Origin of the sequence: Bradyrhizobium hipponense (assembly GCF_008123965.1) — a bacterium.
Taxonomy (GTDB): domain Bacteria; phylum Pseudomonadota; class Alphaproteobacteria; order Rhizobiales; family Xanthobacteraceae; genus Bradyrhizobium; species Bradyrhizobium hipponense.
In genome coordinates, this window is the sequence record NZ_VSTH01000078.1 from 221,711 (window position 1) to 237,895 (window position 16,185).

The following is a 16,185-nucleotide window of genomic DNA, read 5'->3' on the forward strand; positions in this document are numbered from 1 at the left end:
CCGCCCCTGACAGCAAAATAGCGATTGACGAGTTCTAAAAAAGAACGCATGTTTCGCTGCGAGGCGCAGTTTTGAAAAGCGCCGATGTTCTGCAGGTGGGAGGCGATTGGTCGTGGCGAAGCTGTCGCAAGCGCTCGGTTTCGATGAAACTGTTTTCGACTTGCTGAGCCGCATCCATCAATCAATTCGTCGCCAGCCTACCAAAGCCCTGGGTCGAACCACGCCGGTCGAGGGCCGCGCCTCTGGCCATGGTAACCTCCGGCAGCGCGCTGGCGAGATGAGAGCGGATGTGCACGTCGTCATAGGCCGTGACAATTGCGGTCCGCGTTCCAGCGCCGACAGAACAGCTTCGCAAACAGCGAGCCTAACCTAACCGGGAGAAGACCCTTGAAAAAAAGAAATGCAACCGTCGCCGTGATCGGCGCGGGCGATTTCATCGGCGGCGAGATCGCCAAGAAGTTTGCCTCCGAGGGCTTTACCGTCTTCGCCGGCCGCCGCAACGGCGACAAGCTGGCGCCGCTGGTCAAGGAGATCGAGGCCGCCGGCGGCGAGATCCAGGCACGCTCGCTCGACGCCCGCAAGGAGGAGGAGATCATCTCCTTCCTGAACGACGCCGACAAGCACGCGCCTTTGGATGTTTGCATCTTCAACATCGGTGCCAACGTCAACTTCCCGATTCTCGACACGACCGAGCGCGTGTTCCGCAAAGTCTGGGAGATGGCCTGTTATTCCGGCTTCCTCGCCGGCCGCGAGGCGGCCCGGCTGATGCTGCCGCGCGGCCAGGGCAACATCTTCTTCACAGGTGCGACCGCGTCCTTACGCGGCGGCAGCGGCTATGCCGCCTTTGCCAGCGCCAAATTCGGGCTGCGTGCTGTGGCGCAGGCGATGGCCCGCGAGTTAGGCCCGAAGAATATCCATGTCGCCCACCTCATTATCGATTCGGGTGTCGACACCGAGTGGGTCCGCCAGCGGCGCTTGGAAGCGCTCGGGCCCAATGCGCTCGACGATCCGGATCTGCTGATGCCGCCCGCCTCGGTCGCGGCGTCCTATTGGCAGCTCTATCAGCAGCCGAAGAGCGCCTGGACCTTCGAGATGGAAATCCGCCCCTTCGGTGAGAAGTGGTAGGACGCGCCCGATGGAACTCGCATTGTCTCCCGAGGACGCGGCCTTCCGTGATGAGGTGCGCGCTTTCATTGCCGAAAACTATCCGAAGGAAATGCGGGTCCCCAATCCGGAGACCGACCTGACCAAAGAGCAATCGTTGCTCTGGCACCGCATTCTTTACAACAAGGGCTGGATCGCGCCGCTCTGGCCCAAGGAATATGGCGGCCCCGGCTGGTCGATTACCCGACGCTTCATCTTCGAGCAGGAAACCAGCCGGGCCGGGACGCTGCCGCCGTTGGCGTTCAGCGTCACCATGGTTGGTCCCGTCATCTACACCTTCGGCAACGACGCGCAAAAACAGAAGTTCTTGCCGCGGATTCTTTCGGGTGAAGATTGGTGGTGCCAAGGCTATTCCGAGCCGGGCTCGGGCTCGGACCTCGCGACTGTCCGAACCAAGGCCGTGCGTGATGGCGATCACTACATCGTCAATGGCCACAAGACATGGACGACGTTGGCGCAGCACGCCGACTGGATCTTCTGCCTGGTGCGCACAGATCCGAGCGCCAAGCCTCAGGCCGGCATCTCGTTCCTCCTGATCGACATGAAATCGCCTGGCGTCACCGTGCGTCCGATCATCACGATCGACGGATCGCACGAGGTCAACGACGTCTTCCTCGAGGACGTCCGCGTCCCCGTCGAGAACCTGATCGGCGAGGAAAACAAAGGCTGGACCTACGCAAAATTCCTGCTGGGCAACGAGCGCACCAGCATGGCCGGGATCGGCCGCTCGACGCGATATCTCGATCGGTTGAAGAAGATCGTGAAGGCGGAGATCCCTGCGGATGATCCAGCGCATTTCGAATTTCGCAAGGAGATCGGCCGGATCGAGCTCGATGTGCTCGCGCTCGAGGCCACCGAGCTGCGCGTCATTGCCCAGATGGCACGCGGCATCGATCCGGGTCCTGCGGCCTCGCTGTTCAAGATCCGCGGCACCGAGATCTTTCAGGGAATCACTGAGCTGACACATCGTGCAATCGGCAATTACGGGCTGGCGCTTCGCGAGCATCCGTTGAGCGCGAACCAGTTCATGCCGGGTCCCGATTACGGCCACACCGCGTCGGAAAAGTACCTGAACGCGCGCAAGCTCAGCATCTACGGCGGATCGAACGAGATCCAGCGCAACATCATCGCCAAAGCGGTGCTCGGTCTCTAGCAACACAGCGCAACAAGAGGATCGGATGGATATCCAGTTCACGGAAGAGCAGGAACTGTTGCGCTCCAGTGTACAGCGCATGCTACGCGACCAGTACAGTTTCGAGGCGCGCCGCAAGATCGTCGCCAGCGAAGACGGCTGGAGCCGCAGGCAGTGGGGCGCCTTTGCGGAGCTCGGCCTCCTTGCCGCACCGTTCTCCGAGGAGAGCGGCGGACTCGGCGGCGGCCCGCTCTCCACCATGATCGTTGCCCAGGAGTTCGGCCGTCACCTTGTCGTGGAGCCGTATGTCGAGACGGTCGTGCTGGCAGGCGGCTTGATCGAGCATGCAGGGACTGAAGAGCAAAAGCAGGCCTTCATTCCCAGTATTATCGCCGGACAGAAGATCTGGGCGCTGGCCTGGACCGAGAAAGGCTCGCGCTTCGATCTCGCCAATGTCGCGACCGCGGCACGGCGCGAGGGCGACGACTACATGCTCAGGGGTGAGAAGACCGCCGTCATCGCCGCGCCTTGGGCGGACTATCTCATCGTCTCTGCCCGGACTAAAGGCAAGCGCGACGATCGCGCCGGCGTCAGCCTGTTCGTCGTTGATGCCCGGGTGGCCAATCTCGATCTGCGGAGCTTCAAGACCATCGACGGCCGCCGCGCTGCGGAAATCACCTTCCGCGACGTTCGCGGCGAGTTGCTCGGCAGCGAGGGCGCGGGCGTCGCCCTGCTGGAAGCGTGCCGGGATCGGGCCATCGGCGCGCTCTGCGCCGAGGCGGTCGGTGCGATGGCCGAACTGAACTCCGCGACGCTGGAATACTCCAAGGCGCGAAAGCAGTTCGGCGTCACCATCGGCAGCTTCCAGGTGCTGCAGCACCGGATGGTCGACATGTTCATCGCCCATCAGGAGGCGCTCTCCTTGATGCAGCATCTCAATCTCAGCCTCGGCGTCGGTGAGAGCGGCATCTCGCGCCTCGCCTCCGGCGCCAAGTCGAAGGTCGGCTATGCCGGCAAGTTCATCGCCGACCAGGCCGTGCAGCTGCATGGCGGCATGGGCATGACCGACGAATTGAACGTCGGCCATTACTTCAAGCGAATCTCCTCCATCAACATCCAGTTCGGCGATCCCGCTCACCACTTGCTGCGTTATGTGCAGCTCGACGCGGCTGCGTAACAAAAGAGGCAAGCATGACGACAGAGGCAGTTATCGTTTCCACCGCCCGCACCGGCGTCGGCAAGGCCTATCGCGGTGCGCTGAACAACACCGAGGGGCCGACCATGGCCGGCCATGTGATGGCCGAAGCGGTCAGGCGCGCGGGCATCGAGCCCGGCGAGATCGAGGACGTGGTGATGGGTTGCGCGATGCAACAAGGCACCATGGTGATGAACGTCGCACGCAAGGGAGCGATTCGTGCCGGCCTGCCGGTCACCGTCGCCGGCACCACGATCGATCGGCAGTGCGCCTCCGGCCTGCAGGCCATAGCGGTCGCGGCACGCTCGATCATGCTGGATGGCGTCGAGGTCGCAATCGGAGGCGGTATCGAATCGATTAGCCTGGTGCAGAACGAGCACATGAACAGATTCCATGCGGTCGACGACGAGCTGATGGCGATGAAGCCGGAGATGTACATGTCGATGCTCGACACCGCCGAGATCGTCGCCGAGCGCTACAAGATCGGCCGCGACCGGCAGGACGAATACAGCCTCGAATGTCAGCGCCGCATCGGTGCCGCGGTGCAGGCCGGCCGTTTCAATGACGAGATCGTGCCGATCACGACCAGGATGGCCGTCGTCAATAAGGACACCAAAGAGGTCACCTATCAGCAGGTAACGCTGTCGAAGGATGAGGGCCCGCGCCCCGAGACCACAGCGGAAGCACTCGCGAAGATCAAGCCAGTGTTCGAAGGCAAGACCATCACGGCGGGCAATGCCAGCCAGCTCTCCGACGGCGCATCGGCCTGCGTGATCATGAGCGACAAGATCGCCGCCAAGAAAGGCCTGAAGCCGCTCGGCATCTTCCGCGGGTTCGTCGCCGCCGGTGTCGAGCCGGACGAAATGGGTATCGGTCCGGTCGCGGCGATCCCGCGCCTTCTCAAGCGGCACGGCCTGAAGATCGATGACATCGATCTCTGGGAGCTGAACGAAGCCTATGCGGTCCAGGTGATCTACTGCCGCGAAAAGCTCGGCATTGATCCGGACAGACTGAACGTCAATGGCGGCTCGATCGCGATCGGCCATCCCTATGGGATGACGGGCAGCCGGCTTGCGGGGCACATCCTGATCGAGGGGCGGCGGCGCAAGGCGAAGTACGGCGTGGTGACCATGTGCATCGGCGGCGGCATGGGCGCGGCCGGCCTGTTCGAAATCGTCAACTGATCGGAAAGCGGAGAAGCGCACGTGAAGACAGCAATTACCGAACTGTTCGGCATCCAGCATCCGATCATCCAGGGCGGCATGCATTATGTCGGCTTCGCCGAGCTGGCAGCGGCGGTGTCGAACGCCGGCGGTCTCGGCATCATCACCGGCCTGACCCAGCGGACGCCGGAATTGCTGGCGAAGGAAATCGCGCGCTGTCGCGACATGACTGATAAGCCGTTCGGTGTGAACCTGACCTTCCTGCCGAGCTTCACGGCGCCGCCCTATCCGGAATATATCGCCGCCATCAAGGAAGGCGGCGTCAAGGCGGTGGAGACCGCCGGCCGCAGCCCGGAAGCGTACATGCCGGCGCTGAAGGCGGCCGGCATCAAGGTGATCCACAAATGCACCTCGGTGCGGCATTCGCTGAAAGCCGAGAGGATCGGTTGCGACGCCGTCAGCGTCGACGGCTTCGAATGCGGCGGCCATCCCGGCGAGGACGACATTCCGAACATGATCCTGCTGCCGCGCGCGGCGGACGAACTGACGATTCCGTTCGTGGCCTCGGGGGGCATGGCGGATGCGCGCAGCCTCGTTGCCGCACTGTCGATGGGCGCCGCCGGCATGAACATGGGTACCCGCTTCATCGCAACCAAGGAAGCTCCCGTCCATGCCAACGTCAAGCAGGCCCTGGTCAAAGCCACCGAGCTCGACACGGTGCTGGTGATGCGGGCGCTGCGCAACACCGAGCGCGTGCTGAAGAACAAGGGCGTCGATCACCTGCTCGAAGTCGAGCGCGAGAAGGGGGAGAGCCTCAAGATCGAGGACATCCATGAGCAGGTCGCGGGCGTCTACCCCAAGGTGATGGTCGACGGCGAGATGGACGCCGGCGCCTGGAGCTGCGGCATGGTGGTCGGGCTGATCAACGATATCCCGACGGTGAAGGAGCTGATCGACCGCATCATGACCGAAGCCGAGCAGATCATCCGGCAGCGCTTGACCGGATTCCTCAACGGTACCGTCTCGACTGTGGCCACGCGCGCCGTTGCCTGACGAAGACCGTTGCGGGCGAGCGTCTTAGAGCAGAATGAGTTTTGGCTGAAGCGATGCGGGCGCGGCATTCGTCACCTCTCCCGTAGGGAGAGGTCGGATCGCATCGAAAGATGCGATCCGGGTGAGGGGATACAGGCGCACTGAGCGCTGCGGCCCCTCGCCCGGATTGCACTGAACGATGCTTCGCATCGCCAGGCGCAATCCGACCTCTCCCCGTCGGGGAGAGGTGAATCGCGCCATTCCCTATCCCTCATACTGATCCGGCCCCATCGCCCATGATGCATGATCGTGGCCGAATGCGTAATTGCGGTTGGTGAGCGCAGGATTGCGATTGACCATCGGCCGCATGAACATCGGGTGCGTCGCACTGCGCACTTCGTGCTCGAGCGTGAACAGCGGCTTGCCGCTGCCGAGATCGACGATGTCGCAAAACCGGTACTGGTATTGATTGTCCTCGCGGGAGATCAGGTTGCGCGCCTTTAGCCTGCGATAGGGACCTGAGAAATCGGTGATGTACATCTGCACATGGTGCCCGTCATAGTCGCGCTGGGGCCGATCGGTCTCGCGGAACAAGAGGTGCTGGTCGCGGCCCGTCTTCACTGCCGCAACCGTGCCATCGCCATTCCACAATTCGGCCGGCATGCCCATGATCTCCAGATAGAAGGCGCAAATTGCAGGCGCGGTCCCAACGGGCACCTCGAATTCGACATAGGGGATGCCGAGCGCGATGCGTCCGAAACGCGCCGCGTCCGGCTCATAGCAGCGCAGGCGGTTGCCCCACGGACAGGTCGCCTCGACATAGCCATTGTGCTCGGCGAATGCGAACGCCGTGCCCTCGAGCTTGCTTGCGACCGATGCCAGCCGCGTCACCAGCGCCTCGCGGCCTTCGATGACCAGCCCGATATGACCGCGCAGCACCTGTGGCCTGCCGCTCGGCAAGTGAAATTGGCTCCGTCCGGCGTTGATCCACATGTTGGTATCGGACACCATCAGATAGGGATCGCGGGTGAGCCCAAGTCCCGTGACGTAGAATAAGCATGCCAGGCGCTGATCCGGAACCTGGATGTTGACGTGCTCGAAATGAATCGCGTTGCCGAGATCTTCTTTGGATCGATCGAATTGTTGCGGCATGGATGCGGCTCTGGGGTGGGATGATGGATAGGTTATCCTAGAGCAGAACGTCGAGCAGTTGAACCGTAGCGCGATCACATCTGCCGGTCGAGGCATGCTGCCGGCGCGCGGGTCACCGTTCAGCAGGAACGAAACCTCGGCTTTCGGGTCGTCATCGTCGAAGATGCGCTTTGCAGTTCGTCCGGCGTCGGGCACGACGCGCTCATGACCATGTACCGCAACCGCTTCCACGGCCAGGTCGATCTGGTGAGGGCAGAGGAACTCGAGACGTTCTGGCGCGAGTAGAGAACGTCACGTCTGTGCCGACTGGCTGCTCGTTTCTCGCGCTATTTCTCGCGTTTGCCTGCAACCGTCACTTCGCGCTAGACTTGACGCAACGCGTGCGTTCGCACGGCAAATCCCATATGCATGGCGATCGGCTGCCGAATCGAGATGAGTTCGGCTCGCGTGCAATTGACGATCGTTGACGACCAGAAACGGATTAACGTGCGGCATTCCCAAAAAGCTCGGCCCGCCAAAGCTTCGCGAACCAGCTCGCGAACCAAGAGCCTGCCAAAGAAGCGTTCGCCAAACAGGCGTCTGCCGAAGAAGAGTTCGCCAAAGACGAGCAAAGCGGTGCAACGCGCTGCGATCTCGTCGTCGTCGCCGCTTGGCATGATGGCGCTTCATCTGCTCGCCCAATGGAAGCAGTCCGGCCGCAGCGGCCTCGTGTTCCTCGCAGAGAACGAGAGCAGGGCGGAGCGGCTCGGCAGCGTCATTCATGCGCTCGACCCGTCCTGCGAGGTGCTGGTGTTTCCGCGATTGAACACCTTGCCGTTCGATCAATTGGAGCCGTCTCGCGAGATCGCAGGGCGCCGCGCCTCGGTGCTGAGACGCCTTGCGAAATCGAAGCGGCCGATCTTTCTGGTCTCGACGGCCGAAGCCGTGATGGAGCGCCTGCCGCCGCCGGCGAGCCTGTCGCGCCTCAACATCAGCCTGAAGGTCGGCGGCGCGTTCTCCGGGCAGGAGCTTCGCGCGCGTCTCGAAAGCCTTGGATACGATCTGGACGAGGAGCCGGATTATCCCGGCGGCGGCCTATTTCATGGCCAGACATTCGAGATATTTCCCGCGGGTGCGCTTGGCCCGTTCCGGATAGAGCATTCGGCTCGCACGATACGCCGCATCGTGGCGTTCGACCCGAAACAGCATGACATCATTTTCGAGACCCGGGAGCTTCTGGTCGATCCGATGTCGGAGCGGCTCGGCTTCGCCGGCAAACGCGGCAAGCGCGCGACGCTGTTCGAATATTGCGGACGTGCCAAATGGATCGCGGATGCAGGCGTCCCGTTGCACGCCGATGGCTGGCTGAGCACGATCGAGGAGGCGGCGGGTCGCGCCGACCGCGAGCGCGAATATTTGGGCCCGCGCGAATGGAAGCAGGCGACCAGGGGCATGAAGGTGTTGCCGCAGGCTACCCGGTTCCAGCCCACGCCAGAGTTTTCGAAGCTGACGTCCTCCAGGAAAGCCCTTCGCGGCTTCGTCGAAGAGACGCGGCGAGCCGGTTCGCGACTGATCTTCGTCGCAGCGCAGGAGGAGGATCTGCGTGCGATGGAGCGGATGAGCGGCGTCAGGGCGGAGCGTCTGGCGGATTGGAACGAGGTGACGAGCGGACGCGATCGCGAAGCGGCGCTGCTGGCCGATTTCGATGCGGGCTTCGTCGTGGCCGGCAAGAAGGCCCTCGTCGTCGTGACGGCTGCCGACGTGCTCGGCAGCCGGGCGCATCATCCGCAGCCGATGGCCCGAAGCGGCAGCGCAGCGTTCGATCATGCCGATGTGCCGGAACAGGGCACGGTGGTGGTTCATCTCCAGCGGGGCCTTGCCGTGCTCGATGGCTTGCAGACCGTGAACACGGGCGGCGGCGCGTTGCGCGAGATGGTCAGGCTTGGGTTCGCTGGCGACAACGCGGCTCTCGTCCCGCCGCCTGATCTGGCCTTGATGTGGCCCTATGCGGCCGAGCGCGGCAAGGTGGCGCTCGACAAGGCGGATGGCAGCACGTGGTGGGCTCGCCGCACCGAGGCCGAGCGGGAAATCCAGATCGCCGGCAAGGTGCTCGCCAAGCACATCAGCCAGCGCCGCCGGCGGCGCGCTGCGAAACTGGTTCCGCCGGGGCCGGTCTACGAGAAATTCGTCGCGCGCTTTCCCTATTTCACGACGAGCGGCCAGGCGGCAGCCATCCGCGATGTGCTGGATGATCTTGCGTCCGGCCACCCGATGGACCGCGTGGTTTGCGGCGATGTGGGATTCGGCAAGACCGAGGTGGCGCTGCGGGCGGCAGCCGCCGTGGTGCTGTCGGGCAAGCAGGTGGCGATTGCGGTGCCGACGACCGTGCTGGCACGGCAGCACGTCGCAACGTTCAGCAAGCGTTTTGCCCCGTTCGGCATCGAGGTGGGCAGCCTGTCGCGGGCCGCGTCAGGTGCGGAAGTGCGGGCGACGAAAGAGGGCTTGCGCAGCGGCCGGATGAATATCGTGGTCGGAACGCAGGCGCTCGCTTCGAAGGACGTCAAGTTCAACGACCTCGGCCTCGTCATCGTCGACGAGGAGCAGCATTTTGGCGCAGCCGAGAAAGCGAAGCTGTCGGCACTGGCCAAGAATCTCCACGCGCTCTGGATGAGCGCGACGCCGATCCCACGGACTCTCGCCGCCGGTCTTGCCGGCTTCAGGGATTTGAGCATCATCGCCTCGCCCCCGGTTCACCGGCTTCCGGTCGCAACCAGGATCGCTCCGTTATCGGATGCCGCCATCGCCTCGGCGTTGCTGCGCGAGCAGAGGCGCCACGGGCAGAGCTTCCTGATCTGTCCACGCATCCAGGATCTCGATCCCCTGCTGGCACGTGTGCAGGCGGTGGCGCCCGATCTTCGCATCGTCTGTCTCCATGGCAGATTGGCTGCCGACGAGATCGACGATCGGATGATGAGCTTCGTCGAAGGCGGAGCCGACGTTCTGCTTGCGACCAACATCGTGGAGAGCGGTCTCGATATCCCGCGTGCGAACACCATCGTGGTGTGCTGGCCTGAAAAATTCGGACTTGCCCAGCTTCACCAGCTGCGCGGGCGGGTGGGCCGTAGCGGCATACGCGCTTTCGCATATCTCTTAACCGAGACGGCTTCCGGTCAGTCCGAGAAACGACTTGCAGTTCTCGAGGAGTTCAGCCGGCCGGGCGCGGGCTTTGCCATCAGCGAGCGCGATCTGGATCTGCGAGGTGCGGGGGACCTGTTTTCGGAAGCGCAATCCGGCCACGTCCAGGTCTTCGGGCCCGTGCTCTACAGCCACCTCCTGAAAATGGCCTCGGAAAAGGCCGATGGACGAATCGAGATGTGGGTGCCGGACCTCAATCTGCCGGTCGCCGACATGCTTCCGGAAACCTATGTGCAGTCGGAGCCCGTGCGGCTCGAACTCTACGCCCGTGCCGCAAGGTGCCGAAGCGAGGACGATCTCGACGATCTGGAGGAGGAAACCTCCCGCCGTTTCGGGCGGTTGCCGCCGGTGGCCCGCGACTTCTTCGCTGCAGCAAGACTCAGGCTTGATTGCAGGCGCAGAGGCATCGTCCGCCTCGACGTCGGGGCGGGCGCGGTGGCCGCGACGTTCCTGCCGGGACGTTTGCGGAAATCCAAGGGGCGATCGCTGCAACGCGATGGCGATCGTGTCGTCTACCATAGTCCCATGCGGGATGCCCCGTTCGACAGGGTCGAAGAGTTGTTCGACTTTCTCGACGACACGTGATGGCGGCAGGATAGCCGAGCGCACGGCGACATTCGTCGTGCATGGGAACCTCAGGCAGCACCTCGGGTTGGTCGGATTGCACCAATTGCCGAGGAGTCCGTATGACCGCGAATTTCAGCAGGAGGTGCTGAATGCGGCGCGCACGCTCGGCAACGCGGTCCGGCTCGCGCGCAGCGGACGGCTGCACGATCCCGGCGCGGGCCTGGAAGATCCCCACCCCAAATGACCGGCCTGAAAGGACAGTACATGCTCGAAGAAAAACTCAAGGAAGCCATCATCGGGGAGCTGCAGCGGCAGGCCGCCAACCGGCCGCAAGCGCTGAAGGTCGAAGGCTCCTCGGAAGAGTTGGTCGTCAACGGCAAGATCGACCTTGCCGATCTGGTCATGGTGATCGCCGGCTCGGTCGCCGGCGGGCCGTAGCGCGTTCTCATCTTGCTGTGTCAAACCCACCCTTCTCCTCATCCTGAGGAGCGCGGAACGCGCGACTCGAAGGATAGGTCCGGGCCTTCATGGTTCGAGACGCGCTTCGCGCTCCTCACCATGAGGGTCTTGTGACGCAGCAGAATTAAAGCATGGCTTTCAGCTTCAGTGCGTCGGCCGGCGCTGCGCTCTTCTGGTCGTTGTCGAAATAGACATAGACGTCGCAGCCCTGTCGTTTCCACGACTTGATGCGGCGCGCCCATTGCGCGAGCGTCGGCCGCGAATAGTGACCGTGATAGCGGCCGCCGGGGCCATGGCCGCGAACATAGACGAAATCCGCCGTGCGCTTCCACGGCGCCGGCGCATCATGATGGTCCGACAGGCAGAGCGAGATGTTCTCGTCAGCCAGCATCCGCAGGATGCGGGGCTGATACCAGCTCGGATGGCGGAATTCGAAACTGTAGCGGCGCTTCTTCGACAGCAGCTTGAAGAACGAGGCGAGGCGGTCGGCGTCCGCCTCGAATTGCGGTGGCAGCTGGAACAGGATCGGCCCGACCTTGCCGCGCAGCAGCGAAATGCGGTCCTCCAGCAGTTCGAGGCTGTTGACCGAGCGGTCGGACAGGCGCTTCCAATGGGTGATGAATTTTGATGCCTTCCAGGCGAAGACGAAGTCGCCGCCGGTCTGCTCCCGCCAGGCCTTGACGGCCTCCGGCGTCGGTGTGCGATAGAATACGCCGTTCAACTCCGTGGTCTCGAATTGCCCGGCATAGTAGCGCAGCTGATCCTTCAGCGGCAAACCCTCGGGAAAGAACGGACCTCGCCACGAGGCGTAGTGCCAGCCGGAGGTGCCGATCAGAACGCGCGCCATTTCTTCTCACGTGCCGTCCGTCGCCGTCATCGAATGCGACCCTCGACCGGCCGCGCTTTTCCGAAAAGGGAACGTCTATGGGGCGGATACGTTTCTTGTCGGGATGGACATGCAGGCAGGAACCAACCCAGGAACCAACCGATGTATGCGCTGTTCGAAGGCAACAAGCAGATCGGCAATCCGTTCTCCACCGAGAAAGAGGTGTGGGAGGCGGCGCTGATCGAAGGACTGGTGACCGACGTTCCCGTTGCGGATGAGGAGGGCGGCCGGATTCTACCAGACGGCTATCACGTCGAGCGGGTGGATGAGGTCTGCGAGCCGCGGCCGGAGTGGAAGCTGCCCCGCGAGATATCGTGAGCGGATTCGCTTCGCGCTAGTTGGAGGCCAGCGCCGTCTTGGCCACTTCGGCCATCCAGCTTGACGCCACCGGCAAGATCGCATCGTTGAAATCGTAGCGCGGGCCGTGCAGCTCGGCGCCGTCGCGCAATTGCCCGTTGCCGATCCAGACGAAGGCGCCGGGCCGCTGCTGGAGGTAGAAGGCAAAGTCCTCGCCGGCCATGCTGGGCGCGAGATCACGCCGCACCTTGGCCCGCACTTTCTCCGCAGCCGTCCGCGCCAGGCCCGCTTCGGCCGGCGTGTTGATGACCACGCCGACGCCCATGACGATCTCGGGCGTGACCTTGACGCCAAAGCTCGTCGCGATGCCGGCGCAAGTCCGCTCGATTCCGCTCAGGATGACGTCCTTGACGCCGTCGCGATGAAACCGCAGCGTGCCGCGGATCACCACACGCCCGGCGATCTGGTTTGCCGCCGTTCCGCCCTCGATCGTGGACAGCGAGAGCACGGCGGTGTCGAGCGGATCGACGCTGCGCGACACCACCGATTGCAGCGCGACGATGAGGTGGCCCGCCGCCATGACCGGATCGCGCGTCAGATGCGGCATGCCGGCATGTCCGGCGTGGCCGTCGATGGTGATGGTGACGCGTCCACCGGAAGCCATGACGACGCCGTCATGGACCGCGATCGTGCCGGCCTCGAGGCCCGGCCAGTTGTGAAAGCCGAACACCCGGTCCATCGGAAAGCGCTCGAACAGGCCGGCTGCGACCATCGCGCGCGAGCCGCCATAACCCTCCTCCGCCGGCTGGAAGATGAAGTCGACGGTGCCGCTCCAGTCGGTGTCGTCCACCAGCAGCGCCGCCGCGCCGAGCAGCGAGGCCGTATGCCCGTCATGCCCGCAGGCATGCATCACGCCGGAATGGCGCGAAGCATAGGGCAGGCCGGTATCCTCGGTGATCGGCAGCGCATCCATGTCGGCGCGCAGCCCAACGCGGCCCTGCGCGGACCCGCGCCTCAGTGTCGCGACGATGCCGTGCCCACCGATGCCGGCCTCGAAGGGAATGCCGAACTCGGTGAGTTTTTCCTGCACGAAGGCGGCGGTGGCCTTTTCCTGGAGGGACAGCTCGGGATGGGCATGCAAATGCCGGCGCCACGCGGTCAGTTTCTGGTGCAACTCGGGTGTCAAGGTTTTGAGTCCCTGGTGTCGGTTCTCGCCACCATAGCGGATTATCCGCCCGCCGCATCCAGCGCCAACGAATGCCTCGCGTGCAGCAACGCTGTTCGCGAAAGCTTTGAGGCCGAATGCTTCCCCGTCGTCATGGCCGGGCTTGACCCGGCCATCCACGTCTTGCCTTGCAGCGAGAAGAACGTGGATGCCCGGGACAAGCCCGGGCATGACGACCTTATGCTACGCCACCAGCTTCGCCAGCCCCTTCCAGTCGAAGCTGATCCCGTGGCCCGGCCGCGCGGGGGCCAGCGCCATGCCGTTCGCGAGCACCAGCGGGTGCTCGATGTAGGTGTCGAGCCCGAAGCCGTGGGCCTCCAGATAAGAGCGGTTCGGGCAGGCCGCGAGCAAATGCACGGTGATATCGTGCGCGCCGTGGCTGGTGACGGGAAGATTGAAGGCCTCGGCGAGCCGCGCAATCTTCATGAACGCACTGACGCCGCCGCAATTGGTGACGTCGGGCTCGGGATAGGACACCGCGCCAGTGACGATGTAGTTCTTGAACTCCCACAGCGAACGCAAATTCTCGCCCGCCGCGATCGGCACGCCGCCGGCCAGCATGATGCGCGCGTGTCCCGCGACGTCGTCGGGAATGATCGGCTCCTCGAGCCAGGTGAGGTCGAACGGCACGAACGCACGGGCGGCGCGGATGGCTTCCTCGACCGTCCACTTCATGTTGGCGTCCGCCATCAACGGAAAGCCGTCGCCGAGATGTTTTCGCATGGCAGCGACACGCGTAACATCGGATTTGAGGTCGGGCCGGCCGACCTTCATCTTGATGGCGCGAAAGCCTTTTGCGAGATTGCCATCGGTCTGCTTCAGAAGCGCCTCCACCGAGAGATCGAGGTCGATGCCGCCGGCATAACACGGCACGCGCGAATCGTAGCCGCCGAGCAGCCGGAACAGCGGCAGCCCCGCGCGCTGCGCCTTCAGATCCCACAGCGCGATGTCGAGCGCGGACAGCGCCAGCACCGCAGGCCCGCCGCGCCCGCCATAATGCAGGCCCCACCAGACGTGATGCCAGATCGCTTCGGTGTCGTCCGCCTCGCGTCCCTCGACCAGCGGCGGAATCTCGCGCTTGAGGATGTCGGCGACAGCGCCGCCATTGCGCCCCACGGTGTAGGTGTAGCCGACGCCTTCGGCGCCGTCGGCATCGCGGATGCGGCAGGTGATCAGCTCGAACGCCGCGATCTCGCCATGGGTAGAGTCGGAGAGCGTGACGGGGAGGGGGATCCGGTAGAATCCGGTCTCGATCGTCGCGATGCGGGCCATGGTGCATTCAACCCTGCTTTTTTGCGGAGGCTAGGCCGTCAGGTGCCGCCAGACAAGCGCGCGCCGCGCAAAGCTGCTCACCGCAGTTCGTAGGATGGGTAGAGCGAAGCGAAACCCATCACCTCATTTGCGGCAATGATGGGTTTCGCGAAGAGCTCTACCCATCCTACGAATCCATCAGCTCACCGCATCGTTGCAAGCTGCACCGCCAGTGCACAGCCGCGGTCGTATTCGTCGAGATTGATCCATTCGTCGACGGTGTGCGCCTCGTTCTGCCCGGCGCCGAAGGTCACGGTCGGAACGCCGTGGCGGACCATCCAGTTCGCATCGAGGCCACCATTGGCGGCGCGAACGTTCGGCGTTCCGCCGACGGCGGTCACCGCTTCGATGGCGCGTTTGACCACCGGCAGATTGTCCTTCATGCGGAACGGAAAATAGTCGGTTTCGGCCTTGAACTTGACGCGGCCGGACTTGCCTTGCGCGTTGGTAACCTTCTTGGCCGCTTTCTCGAACGCGGCCTTGTAGGCCTTGGTGATCTCCTTGAAGAACCTTCCGTCGTGACTGCGGCTTTCGCCGCGCACGTGCACGTAGTCGGTGACGACGTTGGTGGCATCGCCCGCGGGGCGGCCCTCGCCGCCGGTGACGGGGCCGACATTGCTGGTGCCCTGCCGCTTGCCTTTCACGACCTTGCCGAACCAGCCGCCGGCCTTCACCTCGGCGAGCGCAAGCGCGAGGATCATGGTCGACGAGATACCGCGCTCCGGCGCGACGCCGGCGTGCGAGGCGCGGCCGAAGATCTCGACAGTCCAGCGATCCGCGCCGACGGCGCCGATGATGACGTTGGATGCGGAGCCGCCGTCATAGTTGAACGCCATCACCGGCGAGCCGAGCTCCTCGGTATTGACGTGGCGCGCGCCATAAAGCCCGCTCTCCTCGCGCACGCAGAACAACAGCGTGATCGGCGGATGATCGAGCTTCTGCTTGGCAAGCTCGGCCGCCAGCGTCACCAGCACGCCGCAGCCGGTGCGGTTGTCGCCGCCAAGCGCGGTCTTGGCCTCGTTGACGACCTTGCGCCCGGAGAGTTTCGGCCTCGCGCCGGCGCATAGCGGCACGGTGTCCATGTGGGTCATGAACATGATGCGCGGCTGGTTGTGCAGCGCGCCGCGGCCGGGCAGGTCGACGATGAGGTTGCCGGTTTGGGTCGGCACGGGAATGCGCGTGTTGGCGTCGTCGAGCCGAATTGCGCCCGCAGGCACGCCGACGTCGTTCAGCGCGGCCGAAAGCTCGCGCCCGATCGCCGCCTCCTGTCCGGTGACGCCCGCGACGGCGAGAAAGCGCATGAGGCGGTCGGTGGCGGCTTTGGTGTCGACGGGCATGAGTTGTTCCTTGTGATGCACGGTGCGTGTCAGCATCTCCTGCTGTAGGTTGTTTCGCAAGGCTGCCTCAACGCATGAATCGCGGCGTTGC

Annotated in this window: 15 protein-coding genes and 1 pseudogene; 10 read left to right on the top strand and 6 right to left on the bottom strand. The window is 63.9% G+C overall.

What is annotated here, in order from left to right:
• Positions 1 to 387: 387 nt before the first annotated feature.
• Genes FXV83_RS23455 through FXV83_RS23475 form a run of 5 tightly spaced genes read left to right on the top strand, consistent with a single transcriptional unit; the run spans position 388 to position 5,707 of the window.
• Positions 388 to 1,125 carry an SDR family oxidoreductase gene (locus tag FXV83_RS23455; RefSeq protein ID WP_148741726.1) on the top strand — a complete coding sequence of 246 codons (738 nt, stop codon included), beginning with the start codon at positions 388 to 390 and terminating at the stop codon, positions 1,123 to 1,125.
• 10 nt (positions 1,126 to 1,135) lie between these two features.
• On the top strand, positions 1,136 to 2,317 hold the full coding sequence (locus tag FXV83_RS23460; RefSeq protein ID WP_148741727.1) for an acyl-CoA dehydrogenase family protein: 1,182 nt from the start codon (positions 1,136 to 1,138) through the stop codon (positions 2,315 to 2,317).
• Between the two features lie 25 nt (positions 2,318 to 2,342).
• Positions 2,343 to 3,473 carry an acyl-CoA dehydrogenase family protein gene (locus FXV83_RS23465; RefSeq protein ID WP_148741728.1) on the top strand — a complete coding sequence of 377 codons (1,131 nt, stop codon included), beginning with the start codon at positions 2,343 to 2,345 and terminating at the stop codon, positions 3,471 to 3,473.
• A 14-nt stretch (positions 3,474 to 3,487) separates the two neighbouring features.
• The gene (locus tag FXV83_RS23470) at positions 3,488 to 4,675 is read left to right on the top strand and encodes an acetyl-CoA C-acyltransferase (protein ID WP_148741729.1); all 1,188 of its coding nucleotides are present in this window, start codon (positions 3,488 to 3,490) and stop codon (positions 4,673 to 4,675) included.
• Positions 4,676 to 4,696: 21 nt separating this feature from the next.
• A complete protein-coding gene (locus FXV83_RS23475) occupies positions 4,697 to 5,707 on the top strand; it encodes an NAD(P)H-dependent flavin oxidoreductase (protein WP_148741730.1) in 1,011 nt (336 codons plus the stop codon).
• 243 nt (positions 5,708 to 5,950) lie between these two features.
• Here the strand turns inward: FXV83_RS23475 and FXV83_RS23480 are convergent, their stop codons facing one another.
• On the bottom strand, positions 5,951 to 6,838 hold the full coding sequence (locus FXV83_RS23480) for a VOC family protein (RefSeq protein ID WP_148741731.1): 888 nt from the start codon (positions 6,836 to 6,838) through the stop codon (positions 5,951 to 5,953).
• 132 nt (positions 6,839 to 6,970) lie between these two features.
• On the opposite strand from FXV83_RS23480, the pseudogene FXV83_RS44205 reads away from it, so the two are divergent.
• A pseudogene (locus FXV83_RS44205) lies at positions 6,971 to 7,123 on the top strand (cysteine hydrolase); the annotation flags it as partial.
• A 77-nt stretch (positions 7,124 to 7,200) separates the two neighbouring features.
• Here FXV83_RS44205 and FXV83_RS42950 read toward each other — a convergent pair.
• Positions 7,201 to 7,494 (bottom strand): hypothetical protein, encoded by a 294-nt coding sequence (locus FXV83_RS42950; RefSeq protein ID WP_187436100.1) that lies wholly within the window; start codon positions 7,492 to 7,494, stop codon positions 7,201 to 7,203.
• Here FXV83_RS42950 and FXV83_RS23490 point away from each other — a divergent pair.
• The 3 genes from FXV83_RS23490 (at position 7,493) to FXV83_RS23500 (ending at position 11,017) form a co-directional block, all read left to right on the top strand.
• Entirely contained in the window at positions 7,493 to 10,597 is a 3,105-nt protein-coding gene (locus FXV83_RS23490) for a DEAD/DEAH box helicase (RefSeq protein ID WP_187436101.1), read from the top strand. The genes FXV83_RS42950 and FXV83_RS23490 overlap by 2 nt on opposite strands.
• An 85-nt stretch (positions 10,598 to 10,682) precedes the next feature.
• Positions 10,683 to 10,823 carry a hypothetical protein gene (locus tag FXV83_RS23495; RefSeq protein ID WP_235940119.1) on the top strand — a complete coding sequence of 47 codons (141 nt, stop codon included), beginning with the start codon at positions 10,683 to 10,685 and terminating at the stop codon, positions 10,821 to 10,823.
• Positions 10,820 to 11,017 (top strand): hypothetical protein, encoded by a 198-nt coding sequence (locus FXV83_RS23500; RefSeq protein ID WP_148741733.1) that lies wholly within the window; start codon positions 10,820 to 10,822, stop codon positions 11,015 to 11,017. The genes FXV83_RS23495 and FXV83_RS23500 overlap by 4 nt, the downstream gene beginning before the upstream one ends.
• Positions 11,018 to 11,162: 145 nt before the next feature.
• Here the strand turns inward: FXV83_RS23500 and FXV83_RS23505 are convergent, their stop codons facing one another.
• A complete protein-coding gene (locus FXV83_RS23505) occupies positions 11,163 to 11,885 on the bottom strand; it encodes a DUF72 domain-containing protein (RefSeq protein ID WP_148741734.1) in 723 nt (240 codons plus the stop codon).
• 141 nt (positions 11,886 to 12,026) lie between these two features.
• On the opposite strand from FXV83_RS23505, the gene FXV83_RS23510 reads away from it, so the two are divergent.
• Positions 12,027 to 12,242, top strand: a complete 216-nt coding sequence (locus tag FXV83_RS23510; RefSeq protein ID WP_148741735.1) for a hypothetical protein — start codon at positions 12,027 to 12,029, stop codon at positions 12,240 to 12,242.
• 16 nt (positions 12,243 to 12,258) lie between these two features.
• Here the strand turns inward: FXV83_RS23510 and FXV83_RS23515 are convergent, their stop codons facing one another.
• From FXV83_RS23515 to FXV83_RS23525, 3 genes are all read right to left on the bottom strand, one after another.
• The gene (locus FXV83_RS23515; protein ID WP_148741736.1) at positions 12,259 to 13,407 is read right to left on the bottom strand and encodes an amidohydrolase; all 1,149 of its coding nucleotides are present in this window, start codon (positions 13,405 to 13,407) and stop codon (positions 12,259 to 12,261) included.
• Positions 13,408 to 13,629: 222 nt separating this feature from the next.
• Positions 13,630 to 14,718, bottom strand: coding sequence for a mandelate racemase/muconate lactonizing enzyme family protein (locus FXV83_RS23520; RefSeq protein ID WP_148741737.1), 1,089 nt, complete (start codon positions 14,716 to 14,718; stop codon positions 13,630 to 13,632).
• A gap of 182 nt (positions 14,719 to 14,900) precedes the next feature.
• On the bottom strand, positions 14,901 to 16,094 hold the full coding sequence (locus FXV83_RS23525) for a M20/M25/M40 family metallo-hydrolase (protein WP_148741766.1): 1,194 nt from the start codon (positions 16,092 to 16,094) through the stop codon (positions 14,901 to 14,903).
• Positions 16,095 to 16,185: the final 91 nt, after the last annotated feature.